At 58.0% G+C, this 16281-nt stretch carries 20 protein-coding genes; 7 read left to right on the forward strand and 13 right to left on the reverse strand.

The window, feature by feature from the left end; all coding sequences use genetic code 11:
* Positions 1-4 precede the first annotated feature (4 nt).
* The 7 genes from F8N62_RS24595 to F8N62_RS24625 form a co-directional block, all read right to left on the reverse strand.
* A complete protein-coding gene (locus F8N62_RS24595; RefSeq protein ID WP_150713102.1) occupies positions 5-631 on the reverse strand; it encodes a response regulator transcription factor in 627 nt (208 codons plus the stop codon).
* Between the two features lie 251 nt (positions 632-882).
* Positions 883-1281, reverse strand: a complete 399-nt coding sequence (locus tag F8N62_RS24600; RefSeq protein ID WP_412071984.1) for a response regulator — start codon at positions 1279-1281, stop codon at positions 883-885.
* A gap of 171 nt (positions 1282-1452) precedes the next feature.
* The gene (locus tag F8N62_RS24605; protein ID WP_150713103.1) at positions 1453-2781 is read right to left on the reverse strand and encodes a deoxyguanosinetriphosphate triphosphohydrolase; all 1329 of its coding nucleotides are present in this window, start codon (positions 2779-2781) and stop codon (positions 1453-1455) included.
* A gap of 69 nt (positions 2782-2850) precedes the next feature.
* Complete coding sequence (locus tag F8N62_RS24610; protein WP_150713104.1) at positions 2851-4014, reverse strand: EAL domain-containing protein; 1164 nt, start codon at positions 4012-4014, stop codon at positions 2851-2853.
* Positions 4015-4136: 122 nt separating this feature from the next.
* Positions 4137-4478: a hypothetical protein gene (locus tag F8N62_RS24615; RefSeq protein ID WP_150713105.1), complete on the reverse strand. Its 342-nt coding sequence runs from the start codon at positions 4476-4478 to the stop codon at positions 4137-4139.
* On the reverse strand, positions 4475-4855 hold the full coding sequence (locus F8N62_RS24620) for a phage holin family protein (RefSeq protein ID WP_150713106.1): 381 nt from the start codon (positions 4853-4855) through the stop codon (positions 4475-4477). The genes F8N62_RS24615 and F8N62_RS24620 overlap by 4 nt, the downstream gene beginning before the upstream one ends.
* 2 nt (positions 4856-4857) lie before the next feature.
* On the reverse strand, positions 4858-5172 hold the full coding sequence (locus F8N62_RS24625) for a DUF883 family protein (RefSeq protein WP_150713107.1): 315 nt from the start codon (positions 5170-5172) through the stop codon (positions 4858-4860).
* 303 nt (positions 5173-5475) lie between these two features.
* Here F8N62_RS24625 and F8N62_RS24630 point away from each other — a divergent pair, with 303 nt between their 5' ends.
* Positions 5476-6684: an ammonium transporter gene (locus F8N62_RS24630; protein ID WP_150713108.1), complete on the forward strand. Its 1209-nt coding sequence runs from the start codon at positions 5476-5478 to the stop codon at positions 6682-6684.
* A 1-nt stretch (position 6685) separates the two neighbouring features.
* Here F8N62_RS24630 and F8N62_RS24635 read toward each other — a convergent pair whose 3' ends face one another.
* Positions 6686-8398 carry a cation:proton antiporter gene (locus F8N62_RS24635; protein ID WP_150713109.1) on the reverse strand — a complete coding sequence of 571 codons (1713 nt, stop codon included), beginning with the start codon at positions 8396-8398 and terminating at the stop codon, positions 6686-6688.
* 208 nt (positions 8399-8606) lie between these two features.
* Here F8N62_RS24635 and F8N62_RS24640 point away from each other — a divergent pair, with 208 nt between their 5' ends.
* From F8N62_RS24640 to F8N62_RS24650, 3 genes are all read left to right on the forward strand, one after another.
* On the forward strand, positions 8607-8843 hold the full coding sequence (locus F8N62_RS24640) for a glutaredoxin family protein (protein WP_150713110.1): 237 nt from the start codon (positions 8607-8609) through the stop codon (positions 8841-8843).
* A 156-nt stretch (positions 8844-8999) separates the two neighbouring features.
* The gene (locus tag F8N62_RS24645) at positions 9000-9320 is read left to right on the forward strand and encodes a transcriptional regulator (protein WP_150713111.1); all 321 of its coding nucleotides are present in this window, start codon (positions 9000-9002) and stop codon (positions 9318-9320) included.
* 70 nt (positions 9321-9390) lie between these two features.
* Positions 9391-10281, forward strand: coding sequence for a pseudouridine synthase (locus F8N62_RS24650; RefSeq protein ID WP_150713112.1), 891 nt, complete (start codon positions 9391-9393; stop codon positions 10279-10281).
* Between the two features lie 69 nt (positions 10282-10350).
* On the opposite strand, the gene F8N62_RS24655 is transcribed toward F8N62_RS24650, so the two are convergent.
* On the reverse strand, positions 10351-10572 hold the full coding sequence (locus F8N62_RS24655) for a YgdI/YgdR family lipoprotein (protein ID WP_150713113.1): 222 nt from the start codon (positions 10570-10572) through the stop codon (positions 10351-10353).
* A 78-nt stretch (positions 10573-10650) separates the two neighbouring features.
* Positions 10651-11253: a molybdenum cofactor guanylyltransferase MobA gene (mobA, locus tag F8N62_RS24660; RefSeq protein WP_150713114.1), complete on the reverse strand. Its 603-nt coding sequence runs from the start codon at positions 11251-11253 to the stop codon at positions 10651-10653.
* Between the two features lie 81 nt (positions 11254-11334).
* Here mobA and moaB point away from each other — a divergent pair, with 81 nt between their 5' ends.
* Both moaB and glp read left to right on the forward strand, forming a co-directional pair.
* Positions 11335-11874, forward strand: a complete 540-nt coding sequence (moaB, locus tag F8N62_RS24665; protein ID WP_096509798.1) for a molybdenum cofactor biosynthesis protein B — start codon at positions 11335-11337, stop codon at positions 11872-11874.
* The gene (glp, locus tag F8N62_RS24670) at positions 11858-13084 is read left to right on the forward strand and encodes a gephyrin-like molybdotransferase Glp (RefSeq protein WP_150713115.1); all 1227 of its coding nucleotides are present in this window, start codon (positions 11858-11860) and stop codon (positions 13082-13084) included. The genes moaB and glp overlap by 17 nt, the downstream gene beginning before the upstream one ends.
* 65 nt (positions 13085-13149) lie before the next feature.
* Here the strand turns inward: glp and F8N62_RS24675 are convergent, their stop codons facing one another.
* The gene (locus F8N62_RS24675) at positions 13150-13419 is read right to left on the reverse strand and encodes a hypothetical protein (RefSeq protein WP_224791409.1); all 270 of its coding nucleotides are present in this window, start codon (positions 13417-13419) and stop codon (positions 13150-13152) included.
* Between the two features lie 226 nt (positions 13420-13645).
* Here F8N62_RS24675 and yegS point away from each other — a divergent pair, with 226 nt between their 5' ends.
* Positions 13646-14563, forward strand: coding sequence for a lipid kinase YegS (gene yegS / locus F8N62_RS24680; RefSeq protein ID WP_150713117.1), 918 nt, complete (start codon positions 13646-13648; stop codon positions 14561-14563).
* On the opposite strand, the gene F8N62_RS24685 is transcribed toward yegS, so the two are convergent.
* Together F8N62_RS24685 and F8N62_RS24690 are read right to left on the reverse strand one after the other, a co-directional pair.
* Complete coding sequence (locus F8N62_RS24685; RefSeq protein ID WP_150713118.1) at positions 14547-15206, reverse strand: response regulator transcription factor; 660 nt, start codon at positions 15204-15206, stop codon at positions 14547-14549. The two genes, yegS and F8N62_RS24685, sit on opposite strands and share 17 nt — an antisense overlap.
* Entirely contained in the window at positions 15203-16096 is an 894-nt protein-coding gene (locus tag F8N62_RS24690; protein WP_150713166.1) for a sensor histidine kinase, read from the reverse strand. The genes F8N62_RS24685 and F8N62_RS24690 overlap by 4 nt, the downstream gene beginning before the upstream one ends.
* Between the last annotated feature and the right edge of the window lie 185 nt (positions 16097-16281).

The following is a 16281-nucleotide window of genomic DNA, read 5'->3' on the forward strand; positions in this document are numbered from 1 at the left end:
AGCCTCACACCAATGCGTTACGTTTTGCCATCTCGATAAGTTCAACCAGGGACTGGGCTTTTAGTTTCTGCATGAGTCGTTTTTTATAAGTGCTGACTGTTTTGTTGCTTAGAAACATGCCTTTGGCAATTTCCTTGTTGGTACGGCCCTGTGCAAAAAGTTGCAAGACCATCAGTTCTCTATCGTTAACCGATTTGAACAATTCTAATTCTGCGTAACGAACATCGTCACCGCGGACAGGGTTCAAGGCCTGGCTGGGAAAGTAGTTGTAACCTGATAAAACCGCTTTGATTGCGCTGACCAGTTCACTCAGGTCTTCTTGTTTACATACATATCCTGACGCGCCAGATTGCATGCAGCGTATGCCGAAAAGTGTCGGGCATTGTGCAGTCAATACTAATGTTTTCAGCGGTGTGCTCATGGCGTTGAACCGTGCGAGCACTTCGAGGCCATCCAGTTTGGGAATGCTGATATCGAGAATGACCAGATCGGGCATGCATTCCCGAACCATTTGCATGGCATCGACGCCATTATCGGTCTCGCCAACTACTTTGTAGCCCTCGTGCTCCAGCAACATTCGCACGGCAAGGCGGATGACAGGGTGATCGTCGACAATAAAAACGGAGTTCATAATCAAATCCCATGCGAGCTCAAATAAAGCGCGCACCTTAGCTTAGATAGCTGACGGGACGCATGAACTCACCGACCTCTAGCAGCAATATAGGAATACTCCTACAACCGAAGAAGAATGGGACTACGAATCAACTAGGTTTTGCATGAGGAAGGATGAAGTTTGTGGGTGGTTTGTCCTTATTTTAAGGTCCGGATTTACAAGTTTCGAATTATGTGTGGATGGCGGGTGTGGAGATTTGTTTTGTCTATTTATATAGAGGTCAACAGACTTCTAAATTCGGATTGTTGCAGCGGTTTTGTCAGGTAGCCCAATAAGGGTAAACCATGTGTATTAGCGATTTTTTCAAGTCGGTCAAGTTCTGGTCTGGTCAGGCTACTCAGCAATATTGCCTGGCGGAACATCCCGCGCTGACTGGCGAGTCGGACCAGATCAAGTCCAGGAAGGTCAGGTAGACATTGATCGCATAATAGAATGTCAAACGGTTGTGCCGAAGTAAGCATATGTTGCATCGCGCTTTTGGCGCTGTCGGAAGTGGTCAGTTGAGTGAAGCCGTAACTTTCCAGCAGATACTGAGTAGCCCAAAGTTGAAAGGGGTGATCTTCCACCAGCAAAATGCGCATATCATCTTTGAATTCAGGATTGCTCACGTTTCTGATCTCGAACCGAGGAATTGGTGATTATTTCGCGAGCATTGCGAACAATCGATCAGTTTGCTCAGCGTGACATGTAGGGGATTTCCGCGAGGGTTGAATGTACTTGGGCACTCTGAGGCTGTTCAGCCATTACAGACGGCGTAATGACTGAGTAGCCAGGGACTATCAGTGGCTTGACCGGCCGGTCATTTCCAGTGCCATTTCACTGGCGTAGCTGTCGGTCATGCCGGCAATGAAGTCGATCATGCGCAGGAATGAATTGTGTAGCGGGCCGTGAGGGTCGGGCGCGTTGTTACCCAACAGGTCCAGAATGCGCCGGCTTTTGAAGGACGGCGTGCGACCGTTGTGCTGTTCCAGCGCCGCACCGCAGAAGGCGTTGAGCAGGATTTCCAGCGTGGTGTAGGCGCCGATTTCGTGCAAGGTCTTGCGCTTGTCCTGAAAGATCTTTTTGCGCGCCATGTCCTTGGCATTCAAAACGCAGCGCTTGGCGGGACCGTGCATGTGTTCCACCAGATCGCCGGGCAGTGTGCCCGCCAGCAACGCGTCCTGTTGCTCGACAAAGGCGCGGGCGGCGGCGTTGGTCAGGTGTTCAATAGCTTTGCCGCGCAGGATCGCCAGTTTGCGTCGACGCGAATCCAGCGGGCCGAGCTGACGGTAGGTCTCCGGCAGATCGTCGCCCACCAGGTCCAGCAGCAACGACTCGACTTCGGCGTACTCGAGCAACTCCATTTCCAGGCCGTCTTCCAGGTCGATCAGCGCATAACAGATGTCGTCGGCGGCTTCCATCAGATACACCAGTGGATGACGCGCCCAGCGCTGCTCTTCAAGTTGCGGCAGCCCGAGTTTATGGGCGATCTGCTCCAGCAACGGCAGCTCGCTCTGATAACAGCCAAACTTGTGCTTTTTGTAGCCCAGTGAGTCGGCATGCTTGGCCGTCCACGGGTATTTCAGATAAGTCCCCAAGGTCGCGTACGTCAGTCGGGTGCCGCCGTCGAACTGATGGTATTCAAGCTGAGTGAGGACTCGAAAGCCTTGGGCATTGCCTTCGAAATTGAGGAAGTCATTGCGTTCGACTTCGCTCATCGCGTCGAGCCAGCCACGCCCGGCGGCTTGCTGGAACCAGTGCCGAATCGCGTCCTCGCCCGAGTGGCCAAAGGGTGGATTGCCAATGTCGTGGGCCAGGCAGGCCGATTGCACCACCATCCCCAAGTCACTGGGTTCGCACCAGTCGGGCAGGGCGCCGCGGATCGTTTCGCCGACGCGCATGCCCAGCGAACGGCCGACGCAACTGACTTCCAGCGAGTGGGTCAGGCGCGTGTGGATGTGGTCGTTGCTGGTGACCGGATGAACCTGGGTCTTGCGCCCGAGGCGACGAAAGGCGCCCGAGAAAATAATGCGGTCGTGGTCTTTGTGGAAAGGGCTGCGGCCGAGTTCTTCCGGGCTGTGCAGCGGCTTTCCGAGGCGTTCGCGAGTAAGCAGGGTTTGCCAATCCAAGGCTGATTCTCTCCGTCTGGTGACTGATTCCCCAAGCTTCCCGGTTCGCGTCCGGACCTGCAAGCGCTACTAGAGCCCGGCGGCGTCGATATCGATGAGCAGCAGTCGTTCGCCGCTATCAAAGAACTGCCCGGCGGTCAGGCAATACTGGTTGCTGGTGGCATCGCGGTAGGTGTTGGAAAGGGTCAGCCGGCGTTCCTCCCAGCCTTCCGCCAGCAGGTGATAGAAGTATGGACGCCATGACCAGTTGTGACCCAGGTAGCGATCGTCGGCCTCCCAGCGGTTATTGCGCCATTCAAGGTTGGGCGTCAATTGCGTGCCGTGGCGGTCGCACTGATAGAAGCGCAGCAACCAGGGGAACGCGTCCAGTTGCGGCAAGGCGCTGAGCGGCGCGCGTGCCTGAGCCCAGGATTGCAGGATGGCCATCAGTTCGCAGAGTTGCTGGCGCATGATCATCAGGCGCCCGCGATCGGCGAGTTTTTGCCGGACATAGCGCTGGCGAAGTTCGGCGAAGCGCTCGACGAACGCGTCACCCGCAAAAAACTGCGCTTGTGCCCGGGCGAACAGGAAGCCCTGCACATAGCGCGAACCGCACTCCAGGGCAAAATTCAGTTGGGCGTCGGTTTCCACGCCTTCGGCAATAATCCAGCATCCGGTTTTTTCTGCCATTTGCGCGAGGGCCTTGACCACATCGCTGCTCGGCCCGCCCAGTGCGGCGGCCTGAAACAGGCGCATATCAAGCTTGAGAATGTCCGGTTGCAGCGCGAGCACGCGATCGAGCTGGGAGTAACCAGCGCCAAAATCATCAATGGCGATCCGCGCGCCGGCTTGCCGATATCGCGCCACCACGTCTGCCAGACGCTGAATGTCGCCGCCCAGTTCGGTGATCTCGAAAACGATTCGCTGCGGGTCGACGCCATGCCGGCTGAGTTGCTTGAGACTGGGCAAGGCCTGATCCGCGCGCAAGCGACTGATCCAGCGCGGTGAAATGTTCAGGCTGAGAAACCAGTCCTGGGGCGCTTCATGTAAACGGCTGATGGCATTGTCACGGATCTGCCGGTCCAGACGCCGCAGCGCGACAGCGGGCGTTCTCGGGTCGGCGAACAGCGGCCCCACTGAGGTCAATTGACCGTCGGCCTGACGCAGTCGGCCCAATGCTTCGACCCCGGCGATACGGCCGGTGGCGGTATCGATGAAAGGTTGAAAGCAGGCGAGCGGTTGCCCCTCGATCACGAGGCCTCCTTAGTTAGGTCTTGTTTTTGGAAAAACCTGAAGCCGGGTAGGCACGCAGGTTTGAACCTCTCGATAAAGAGGTTCATCCCGGGGATATTGCAAGAATGCAGCCAGATAGTGGCTTAGTGCTTGCGCGAAGAGCCTTGCATCACCAGTTTGATCAACGGGCCCAGTGTGGTGCCTAGTCTGACCAGTCGAGTCACGCTGCTGACGCCGCCGCTCTTGGCACCCTTGCCGGTCAGAAAGCCCAGCAAGGTCACGGCTGCCATGCCCCAGAGCGGGGCATGCTTGATGCCGAACCCATCATGCAGGTTCTGTGACATTCCGCGCATCCGTTGCAAGGGTTGCAGCAGTTGCGCGGATTCCTGGCGAATTTCCTGACGATGCATTTCCATGCGCAGGCGGATCAACGCCTTGCGCATTTCCGCGCGCGAGCTGTTGTGGGGCAGTTCAGGCAGGCTCATGGCAGCAGGCGCTCCCGGTCATTGGCCAATTCTTCCAGGGTGCCATGGAAGGGCGAGGACTCATCAAAAATCGCCGCTTTCAAACGCATCGCGCAGAAGATTGCCGCGAGGGTGTAGAAGACACAGAGGCCGATGATCGCGGGCAGGCGATAGGTGTCCCAAAACAGGATGAGCACCAGCGTCGACAATCCCACCAGCAGCAGCAAGGCAAACACCAACGCCAGGCCTGCAAACAGCAGCAGGCTTACGGTGCGGGCTTTTTGTTCCTGCAACTCGATGCCGAACAGTTCGACGTGGCTGTGCAACAGTCCAAGGAAAGCGGCACCCAGGCGCCGCGGTGAGGAGCTTGGGCCCGAGCCGGATTCACCGATCGCCATAATCAGCGCCGGGTTGCCAGCAGACCGATCAGGAAACCCACGCCGGCCGCGATCCCGACCGATTGCCATGGGTTGGCCTGCACATAGTCTTCGGTAGCGGTAACGGCGGCCTGGCCGCGTTCACGCAGGGAGTCTTCGGTCAGCTTCAAGGTTTCCCGTGCACGCAGCAGACTGTCGTGAATTTGTTCACGCAACTCGTCGGCCTGATCACCGGCCAATGTTGCCGTGTGCTCCAGCAATCTTTCGGTATCGCTGACCAGGGTCTGGAAGTCGTTCATCAGGATTTCTTGAGCAGTCTTTGCCTTGATGCTGGCCATTGGTGATCTCCGTAAGTGGCTTCTGTTGCATTCGAGTATGAGCCTTGCGCGAAGGTTCAGTACAAATGACTGGTACAACTTTTGCTATGTCGTGGTGCGTCATCCCGGGTTTATGCGCTGTAGCCGGGCATGAATCGAGCGAAACCTTATCTCAAATAATGAAAACCCGCGCGAAGGTTCAAACCTGTGCGCCAAAGTGGCTCCAGGTGATCAGCATGTTGATCCTGACGAGGCGCAATTTGGTGCGTGAATCGCCTCCGCGAACTGCTTTGGTGCTTTTTCAGCCTTCAGGTCTGCCACTCCATGGAAAATCTGCAAAGCGCTGTGGACAGTCTGGTCCACAGCTCCAATACGCTGTTTATTTTGATCGGCGCGGTCATGGTACTGGCGATGCACGCCGGTTTTGCCTTTCTCGAAGTCGGCACGGTGCGACAAAAGAACCAGGTGAACGCGTTGTCGAAGATCCTCAGCGACTTCGCGATTTCGACCCTCGCCTATTTTTTTATCGGCTACTGGATTTCCTACGGCGTCACGTTCATGCAACCGGCAGCGGTGATCAACGCCGATCACGGCTATGGTCTGGTGAAATTTTTCTTCCTGCTCACGTTCGCGGCGGCGATCCCGGCGATCATTTCCGGCGGCATCGCCGAGCGTGCGCGGTTCGTTCCGCAGTTGTGCGCGACGGCGTTTATCGTCGCGTTCATCTACCCGTTCTTCGAAGGCGTGGTCTGGAACGGCAATTTTGGCCTGCAAGCCTGGCTCCTCGAGCGCTTTGGCGCCAGTTTCCACGACTTCGCAGGCTCGGTAGTGGTGCATGCCATGGGCGGCTGGCTGGCGCTGGCGGCGGTGTTGTTGCTCGGGCCGAGGCAAGGTCGTTATCGCGAAGGAAAGCTGGTGGCGTTCGCCCCGTCGAGCATCCCGTTTCTGGCGCTGGGGTCGTGGATCCTGATCGTGGGTTGGTTCGGTTTCAACGTGATGAGTGCGCAAACCTTGCAGGGTGTCAGCGGACTGGTCGCGATTAACTCGTTGATGGCCATGGTGGGTGGCACGGTGGCGGCGCTGATCGTCGGGCGCAACGACCCAGGATTCCTGCATAACGGTCCGCTGGCCGGGTTGGTGGCGATCTGCGCCGGCTCTGATCTGATGCATCCGGTCGGCGCGCTGGCGACCGGCGCAATCGCCGGGGCACTGTTTGTCTGGTGCTTTACCGCCGCTCAAGGCAAATGGCACATCGACGACGTCCTGGGTGTCTGGCCATTGCACGGCCTGTGCGGCGTCTGGGGGGGAATTGCCTGCGGCATCTTCGGCCAGAGTGCAATGGGCGGCCTGGGGGGTGTGAGCTTGATCAGCCAGTTGATCGGGACCGCGCTGGGCGTGGTCGTGGCGCTGGTCGGTGGCTTCGCGGTGTATGGCTCGATCAAGGCGCTGCATGGTCTGCGCCTGAGTCAGGAAGAAGAGTATTACGGTGCAGACCTGTCGGTGCACAAGATTGGCGCCGTGAGCCAGGACTAGATCACTTTTCCTCATCGTCGGCACCCGGGTAAAAGTCGTGCAGCAAGCGGTAGCGGTCGCGTCGCACCAGATCGACACGGTCTTGCACCTGCTGCCCGGGGAAGCCCAGCATGATCAGCGCGTGAGAGGCGAGCATGAGACTGGACTCCAGCACCTCGGGTACCACTTCATTGGCTCCTGCCGCTTTCAACTCGGCCAATTGGCTGTCGTCCCGGGTACGAACCAGGATCGGCACGCCCGGGTTGAACCGGCGTGCTTCCTTGAGGATCACCAGGGCAATGTCCGTCTGGTCCACGGCGATCACCAGCAGCCTGGCGCGCTCCAGTCCTACGGCGACCAGCAATTCACCACGCCGGGAGTCACCGTAATGCACGCAGGTTTCACCGACGGCGGCCTCCTGAACCCTCACCGGATCGCTGTCCAGAGCAACATAGGCTTGCTGCGCGCGCTGTAGAAAGCGGCCGATAGACTGACCGACGCGGCCGTAGCCGCAAATCACCACGTGGCCGTGCAGGCCGGCATTAAGGGCGCTGATTTCCTCGAGTTTCGCTTCTTCGTTTGGCTTGCGATGCAACCGGGCCGCGATGCGCGGTGCCGCGCGTAGCAGCAGCGGTGTCACCAACATCGAACAGAAGGTCGCTGCCAGCAGCAGTCCGCCGACGTCTGCGGGCATCAGTTTGTTTTGCTGCATCAGCGCCATCAGCGCAAAGCAGAATTCCCCGCCCTGAGCCAATGCCAGACCGCTGCGCCAGGCAGTTTCGCCATCACTGCCGCGCCATTTCACCAGCAACGCGACCACGCAACCCTTGATCAACAGTAACCCCAAGGTCAGGCCGACGATCAGCACCCCGTGGCTGACGAACAGTTGCAAGTCGATAAGCATGCCGATACTGACAAAGAACACCCCGAGCAGGATGTCGCGAAACGGGCGAATGTCCGCTTCAATCTGATGGCGATAGTGGCTTTCTCCAAGCAGCATGCCGGCGAGAAAGGCACCCAGGGCAGGGGACAGTCCCAGCAGATGAGTCAGCCAGGCCGTCAGTAAAACGATCACCAGCGCCAGCAGGACAAACAGTTCCGGGGAGCGGGCGGCAGCCACTTCATGAAACAAACGCGGCAGCAAGAAGCGACTGGCCAACAGCAGGCCGACGAACAACACAACGGTCTTGCCGAGCGTCAAGGGCAGCGCCCAATACCAGGCCTGATCGCTGCTGCCGGCGAACACCGGCACCAAGGTCAGCAGCAACACCGCAACGACGTCCTGGAACAGCAGCACGGCAATTGCATTCTGGCCGTGGCTGCTGAAAATTTCCCCAAGGCTGCCCAGTTCCTTGCTGACAATCGCAGTCGAAGACAGTGACAGACCGGCGCCGAGCAGCAACGCAGGCGTGGTGGCCATGCCAGACAGCATCAACAGACTGCCCAGCAGGATCGCGGTGAGCAGCACTTGCAGGCCTCCCAGCCTGAACACCACTTTGCGCAACGCGATCATTTTCGTCAGGGAAAACTCGAGACCCAGCGAGAACAGCAGAAACACCACCCCAAGTTCGGCAAGGTCAGGCAAATCTTCGTTTTCATTCACCCAGTTGAAGGCCGTCGGCCCGATCATCAGACCCACGCACAGGTAGCCCAGCACGGGCGGCAGACGCAGGCGCTGGAACAGTGCAATCACCACCAGGGAGGAGGCGAGAATGATCAACAGGTTGGCGAACACTGAAAACTCCGGTGATGGGGCGAACTACTCAAGCGTAGAAGCAAAAAAGCCGCGAGCATCGGGCAAATGTCATTAAGCGCGAATGATTTGAGTCAGGAGTTTGCGCAAATATTTTGAATTGCACCCTCGTCTTTCCGCCGGTTCAGTGGCTCGACTGCTTCGGATCGTGGGCCTAGAATGTACGCCTACTTTGCCGGATCCTGTGCTCATGCCTCCTGAATGTCAGCTGTTCGGCACCCTTGGGTGCCATCTTTGTGAAGTGGCCGAAGCCATGCTGATGGAGTTTGTCGAGCACGGTTTGATGGTGGAGCTGGTCGATATCGCAGAAAGCGAGGACTGGGTCGAAGACTACGGTTTACGCATACCGGTTCTACGGCGTCTGGACACCGGCGCCGAGCTGGACTGGCCTTTCGATGCGGACCAGGTTGTGGCGTTCTTGCGCTGACCCGAGGCTCCACCCGTCGCGGTGTAAGTTTCATCCATTGGCGAAACACAGGTTATTCGGTTACTGTATGTTCATACAGTTTCCCGGATTGCCTGTCATGCTTTCCCCTTCGCTCGGGGTTGGGCAGGGTATCCCGAAAGTCAGAGGGATGAACCATTGGTCAATGTCGAACAATTAAAAAACAGCGTGAACCGGATGTCGGTGGACGTGGTACGTGAGGCCGTCACCGAGTTGCGTCTGGATGGCCTGGTCACGGAAGGAAAAACCCCCTTCAACAAACTGCATTTCAATACCTGCTTTGCCGAGATTGAAGCACTGTTCCAGCGCGCGGGTTATCACCGGCAACTGGATGTGGTGGGTTATCAGGGGTTGTTATACGCACTTTATGATCCGGGGCGCTGGGAAGCCGTCGATGTGTTGCGCTGGCTCAAGGAGTTCACCGAAGCCGCGGCGCGTGCGCAGTCGATACCGGCTTGAGGATTCTCTGCTAGGTTCGTTCCGGCCGCTGCTTGATAATGCCGCCCTGTATCAAGAGTCAGAGCTTCGTATGTCCACTTCATCTTTTTCTGCTGCACACAGCCAGGCCAGCACGCTTTACCTGCCACCTGGCCCGTGGCAAACGGTACTCGATTGCCTGTGTGAACATTTCAGCGCTATCGATCGTGAACAATGGCTGGACAGAATCGCTCGTGGCCGCGTTCTTGACGGGCACGGCGTGCCCATCACCCTTGATCTTGCCTACAAGGAAGGTCTGCGAATTCACTATTTCCGCGAAGTGCCGGATGAAAAGCCGATTCCGGTGACCGAATCGATTCTGTATGCGGACGAGCATCTGGTGGTGGCGGACAAGCCGCATTTCCTGCCCGTGACACCCGCCGGTGAGTACGTAGAGCAGACGCTGCTGCGGCGATTGATCCGCAGGCTGGATAACCCGCACCTGGTGCCTCTGCATCGTATCGACCGGCATACGGCGGGGCTGGTGTTGTTTTCAGCCAACCCTCAAAGCCGTTCGGCGTATCAGTCGTTATTTCCCACGCGTCAGATAGAAAAACGCTACGAGGCCATCGCCCGGGCACTGCCAGATCTGGCCTTTCCCCTGGTCCATAAGAGTCGACTTGTTGATGGCGAACCTTTCTTCCGCATGCAGGAAGGGCCTGGCGTCAGCAATACCGAGACGGCGGTCGAAGTCCGGGAGAAAAACGGTGAGCTCTGGCGCTATGCGCTCTACCCGGTAACCGGCAAAAAGCACCAGTTGCGCGTGCACATGACCGCATTGGGCGCCAGTATCTGCAATGACCCGTTTTATCCCCACGTGCTCAAGGATGTTGAGGATGACTACGCCAATCCCTTGAAGTTACTCGCGCAAGGGCTGCGGTTTGTGGACCCCGTCACCGGGGAGGACAGAAACTTTGAAAGCGCTATCACCCTGCAATGGTAGCCGTCGTTTTTTAGCCACGAAAAAGCCCGCTTAAAGCGGGCTTTTTCGTATCCGGTGTCGCCGCAAGAATTACAGCTCTTTAACGGTACGAACCTGATCCTTGTTGACGCGTGTTTGCTTGCCATCCAGCTGTTCAAACTCGTAGAAGCCAGCTTCGTCGTCATATTTTGGGGTGTCGACGGCCTGGATTTCGCGACCGTCATTCAAGGTGATCACTGTAGGCGACGAGCAACCGGCGAGGGTAGCGAGGCCCAGTGCGAGCATGAGAGTGGCGAGGGTCCGTTGAGTCATGAGTGTGTCTCCGAATAGAAATTCTTTTAGTTACTGAGCGTGAGACGTATACAACGCGCGCAAGTTCCTTGGCTAGTGTCACTCTGACACATGCGGGTGAATGTTCAACAGCTCCGGGGTATTGAGGTTCGCCAGTCGAGGGTCGTTGTCGGGACATTGCAGGGCGGTTGCACCCAGTTTGCGCATCAGACGACCCGGACTGCGTTCACCCTCATGCCAGGCAGTGTCGAATGCTTCACGCAGGGCGACGGGAATGATGCACAGCAAGGGTTCCCAGTGTTCATCGTGGCGCAGCATCAGCGGTTTGTCCGGATGCTGGCTGGCGGTTTCGCGCATGCTGTGGAGCAGTGCCGCATCGACTCGCGGCACATCACACGGCAACACCATCAAATAAGCGTGCCGAGCCGCCTTCAGGCCCGCACGCATACCGGCCAGGGGGCCCGGGAAGTCGCCTTCGTCGTCATGCACCAGTTGATCGGCATAGGGTGCATATTTTTCCGGATTGCGGTTGCAGGAGATGATCAAGTCATCGCTCAGCGGGCGGGTTTTTCGATGCAAATGCGCAATCAGCGGTTCACCGTGCCACTCGATCAAGCCTTTGTCCTGACCGCCCATGCGCTGGCCGCGACCACCCGCCAGCAGCAGAATCGAGCAGGGCGACAAATGTGTATTCAAGGTCATGGCCGGTCTCCATGGGGGCGGTGAAAAAAGCAGGCGCTGTGATATAACACCGGGCTGTTTCTCCTACAACTGGACGAGCCTATGAAAGCCAAGGCTGATGTACCTTTCGCACCGCTCAACATTGCGGTGTTGACTGTCAGTGACACCCGTACGCTGGAAACCGACACATCAGGCCAGGTCTTCGTCGACCGGCTGACTGCGGCCGGGCACAACCTGGCCTCCCGGGTTCTGCTCAAAGATGACCTCTACAAAATCCGCGCGCAAGTCGCCAACTGGATTGCCGATGATGTGGTGCAGGTCGTATTGATCACCGGCGGCACCGGGTTTACCGGACGTGACAGCACACCCGAAGCGGTGAGCTGCTTGCTGGACAAGCAGGTCGATGGTTTTGGTGAGCTGTTCCGGCAGATTTCGGTGGCCGATATCGGCACTTCCACCGTTCAATCCCGTGCCCTGGCGGGGCTCGCCAATGGCACCTTGGTCTGCTGCTTGCCGGGTTCGACCAATGCCGTGCGCACCGGTTGGGATGGCATTTTGGCGGAACAGCTGGACTCACGGCACCGCCCCTGCAATTTCGTACCTCACCTGAAACAGGCGGCACCCTGTGAATCCCGCGGGTAAGCCAGGCAAGACATCCACGCTGATGGCTGTCGAGGTAGCACTGGCGCGCTTGCTGGAAATGGCCGAAGCGACGCCCATAGTTGAGCGAGAACGCTTGCCCTTGGCGCAAGTGGAGGGCCGTGTGCTGGCCGACGACCTGATCTCGACGCTGGATCTGCCTCCGTGGCCTAACAGCGCAATGGACGGTTACGCCTTGCGCACGGCGGACTGGACGGGTGAGCCGTTGGTGGTCAGTCAGAAGATTTTTGCCGGCAGCGCCCCCGATCCGTTAAAGCCGGGTACCTGTGCGCGAATTTTCACTGGCGCTCCGGTTCCCGCAGGGGCCGATTGTGTCGAGATGCAGGAAAACGCCGAAGTCCAGGCGGATGGTCGCGTGCGTTTCACTGAAACCCTGACGCCCGGAAACAATATCCGTACGCAGGGACAGGAAACCACGGTGGGTGAACTGATTCTGCCGGCAGGCACCCGCCTTGGGCCGATTGAGCAAGGCCTCGCTGCATCACTGGGATGCGCGGAGCTGGACGTCATCCGCAAGGTCCGCGTCGCGGTACTGTCCACCGGTGACGAATTGGTTGAGCCAGGTCAAACACTGGGGCCAGGCCAGATCTACAACAGTAATCGGGTATTGCTCTGCAGTTGGTTGCAACGCTTGGGTTGTGAGGTGATCGACGCCGGTATTCTTGCGGATAACCTTGAGACCACGCGTGCCCGCCTGGGTGAGCTCAAGGATGTCGACCTGATTCTTTCAACGGGTGGCGTATCCGTCGGGGAGGCTGACTTCCTGGGCATTGCACTGCGCGAGGAGGGCGAGCTCACGTTGTGGAAACTGGCGATCAAACCGGGCAAGCCGCTGACGTTTGGGCATTTTCGAGGCGTGCCAGTGATTGGGTTGCCGGGTAATCCGGCATCGACTCTGGTGACCTTTGCGTTGTTGGCAAGGCCCTATCTCTTGCGCCGCCAAGGCGTAAAAGAGGTTGCTCCCCTCAAGTTTCAGGTGCCGGCGGGGTTTGCCTGGCGCAAAGCCGGCAATCGACGCGAGTATTTGCGTGGCCGTCTGGAGAATGGCCGGGCGATCATCTACAAAAACCAGAGTTCGGGTGTCCTGCGCAGCGCCGCCTGGGCTGATGGTCTGGTCGAAGTCCTGGAAGATCGCACGTTGATTGAAGGTGACAGTGTGAGCTTCATTCCGTTGAGCGAAGTCCTGGGTTGATCCCTGCGTCGCGGTCGGCACGTAAACCCGGTTGATGGAACCGGGGTTACAGTACGGGCAGCGTCTCAACGCAGAAGAAGTGACACGAGCTGGTCGAACCGGCTATTGGAAATCCACGCCAGAAGCCCAAGCACCACGGCTGTTCCGCCTGCTGAGTAGGCGAGCCTGTGTCTTATGGATTTGACGTCCCTGCGCACTTCCTCCATTTCCCTGCGGATGTTTTTGAGGTGCGTTTCCAGTTCAACGACGCGAGGTTCCATTTCAACTGCTCCTGTGGGTGTTGCGCTGTTATTGAATTCGGTGTGCTGTTGGGCTCTGCTGACATGGCTTTGCATCGTACGTCCCTGTAATCCTGCGGATGGCTGATAAACCGCAGCCCCAAGGTGTACCAATCCCATGGAGGGGTCAATTGAGCCGATTCCTCACGTTTTGTAAGAAAAAATCCCACCCTGTAGGACCCCAACGCACAGCCGTCGGAAATATTTCAATTTCCTGCGACTTTTATTGGGCGCCACGAGGTCCACATCTCCCAGAAAGCATTCATTTATGGGAGTGACCACAATGAGCGATCGCAAGGCGCTGTTGATTCTGCATGGCAAGCAGGCGCTCAACGATGAGGTCCGGGCCGCCGTTGAGGGCAAGCGCACGCAGGGTTGGGACTTGGCGGTGCGACTGACCTGGGAAGGCGGCGACGCCCAACGGCTGGTAGGTGAAGCACTGGCTGCGGGCTATCAGCAGATTATTGCTGGCGGCGGTGACGGGACGCTGCGCGATATTGCCGAGGCCATGGCTGCACATTCGACGCCAGCCAGTCTCGTGCTGATGCCTTTGGGCACCGCCAACGATTTCGCCCGGGCGGCGGGCGTCCCTCTGGAACCCGATCAGGCTTTGGATCTTCTGGAGGTTGAACCGAAGGCGATTGATCTGGGTGAGGTCGGCGGGCAAGTGTTTCTGAATATGGCCACGGGCGGCTTCGGTAGCCAGGTCACGGCAAATACCTCGGAGGACTTGAAGAAAGTGCTCGGCGGTGCGGCTTACCTGTTCACCGGTTTAACACGGTTCAGCGAGTTGCATGCGGCCTATGGGGAGTTGCATGGACCGGATTTTCAGTGGAGCGGCGACCTGCTGGCGCTGGGGATAGGCAATGGGCGGCAAGCGGGCGGTGGTCAACTATTGTGTCCGCAGGCGCTGGTTGACGACGGTCTGCTGGATATCAGCATTCTGCCTGCACCGCAGGAAGTGGTCGGTACGCTGAAGAGCCTGCTGACGGATGGCTTCGGCATCGACAACATGTTTGTCCGCGCACGCCTGCCATGGGTCGAGATCAAGGTGTCTGAAGGCCTTTCCATCAACCTCGATGGCGAGCCGATGGAGGGCGACAACTTGCGTTTCTCGGCGCGGCCGGCGGCATTGCGGGTGCATTTGCCCGAAAACTCGCCGTTGCTGAGCGCGACAGTTGCTATCAATCATCCAGACTGATGATGTGCTCACGCACGGCAAACAGCACCAGGCCTGCAACGTCGTAGATTTGCAGGCGTTTCATGATCTGTGAGCGATGGGTTTCGACGGTCTTGATACTCAGCCCCAAGCCGTTGGCGATTTCCCGGGTGGATTTTCCGCGGACAATCAGGCGAAGGATCTCCAGCTGGCGTGCCGTCAGGTTGTGCGAATCGGCGGGTTCCGGCTGGTGTTTCTGATTTCGGGTCAGTGCCTGGGTGATGACCGTATGGGCGATGGCCGGGCTCAGGTAACGCTCGTTGTTGCGCAGGGCCTCCAGGGCGTGTTCGAGCTCGGTCGCCGTAGTGTCCTTGAGCAGATAGCCGTGGGCGCCGGATTCCAGTGCCTGCATGATGAGCGCCGGGTCGGTGTGCATCGACAGGATCAGCACTTTGCTTTGCGGGCGTACTCGTTTGAGCCGCTGCAATGCTTCCAGCCCGCCGGTTTCTTTCATTGAAATATCCAGCAGCACGATATCCGGGGACAGTTGCTCGACCATCTCGAGCAGCTGCGAGCCGTCATTGGCTTCACCCACGACGGCGTAGCCTGGAATATCCAGTACCAGAGCGCGTACGCCAGCCCTGATAAGCGAGTGGTCATCCACCAAAAGTAAGTTACAAGTCAACGCATAACCTTATGGGTGCTGGCCCGCTCGAGCGCGCGCGGCGCCCACGGGAAAAGAGCTTCGATTTGAGTGCCTTTACCCGGTTCGCTGGTCACGACGAGGGTGCCGTCCAACTGATCGATGCGTTCCGACATCCCGGCCATACCGCGTTGGCCCTCCCGACCAGGGTCTGTCGCCGGCGCGAATCCCAGGCCGTCATCACTGATCAACAGTGCGAGACCCTCGGGCTGTCGCTGCAGGCGGACCAACAGGTTTTTCGCTTCGGCGTGACGCAGCATGTTGGTCACCGCTTCCTGGGTAATTCGAAAAGCCGCCACCGCCATTTCTTCCGGGATTCCCGTCAGGCGTGAGTGACATTCAAGGCTCCAGTGCACCGGTGTGTTACTCAGTGTCTTGAGCAAGTGCGCACGCAAGCTGGCTTCCAACCCCAGGCTTGTCAACTGCCGGGGATTGAGGATGGCCGATACATCACGCACTTTGGCCAGGGTCTCTTCGAGCGTGGCGCAGAGGACCGAGCATTGCTCTTGCAGCTCTTCGGGGATACGGCGTTTAAGCCAATCACTTTGCAGTTTTGCCGCGGTCAGTAATTGGCCGATATCGTCATGCAATTCCCGACTTAGCCGGTGACGTTCGTTTTCCTGAACCTTCAATAGTCGGTCTGCCAGCTCTTGAGGCTCAAACTTTATCGATTTGCGCGAAAGGCAATGCTGCGCCCACACACAGCTCAGCGCGGCCATATTAAGCAGCAGCAGACTGAGTGGCAGATGAGTCGAAAGGCTGTACACCAGCAGGCTGCCCAGCGCCGAACAGGTACACAGCAACAGTGTGAACCGACGCGCGTTTTCTCGGGAGGGGGGCCACAGGGTGATTGACTTGAGGCTGGCGTACATAGCGGATGGAGCCAATAGATGTTCGCTGGGGGCAGACCGGTCAAGCCGACGGGTCTCTGTCTGAGTCACTGTGTATTAATTGACGTCAACTAATGGTCGGCATACTAACACCTAACATACCGTCGGTCGCGCTCGGTATATATGTCTATACATGCAGACATGGGGATTCTGGACGTTAGTTCCAC

Source organism: Pseudomonas fluorescens (assembly GCF_902497785.1).
In the GTDB taxonomy this organism is placed as follows: Bacteria; Pseudomonadota; Gammaproteobacteria; order Pseudomonadales; family Pseudomonadaceae; genus Aquipseudomonas; species Aquipseudomonas fluorescens_BO.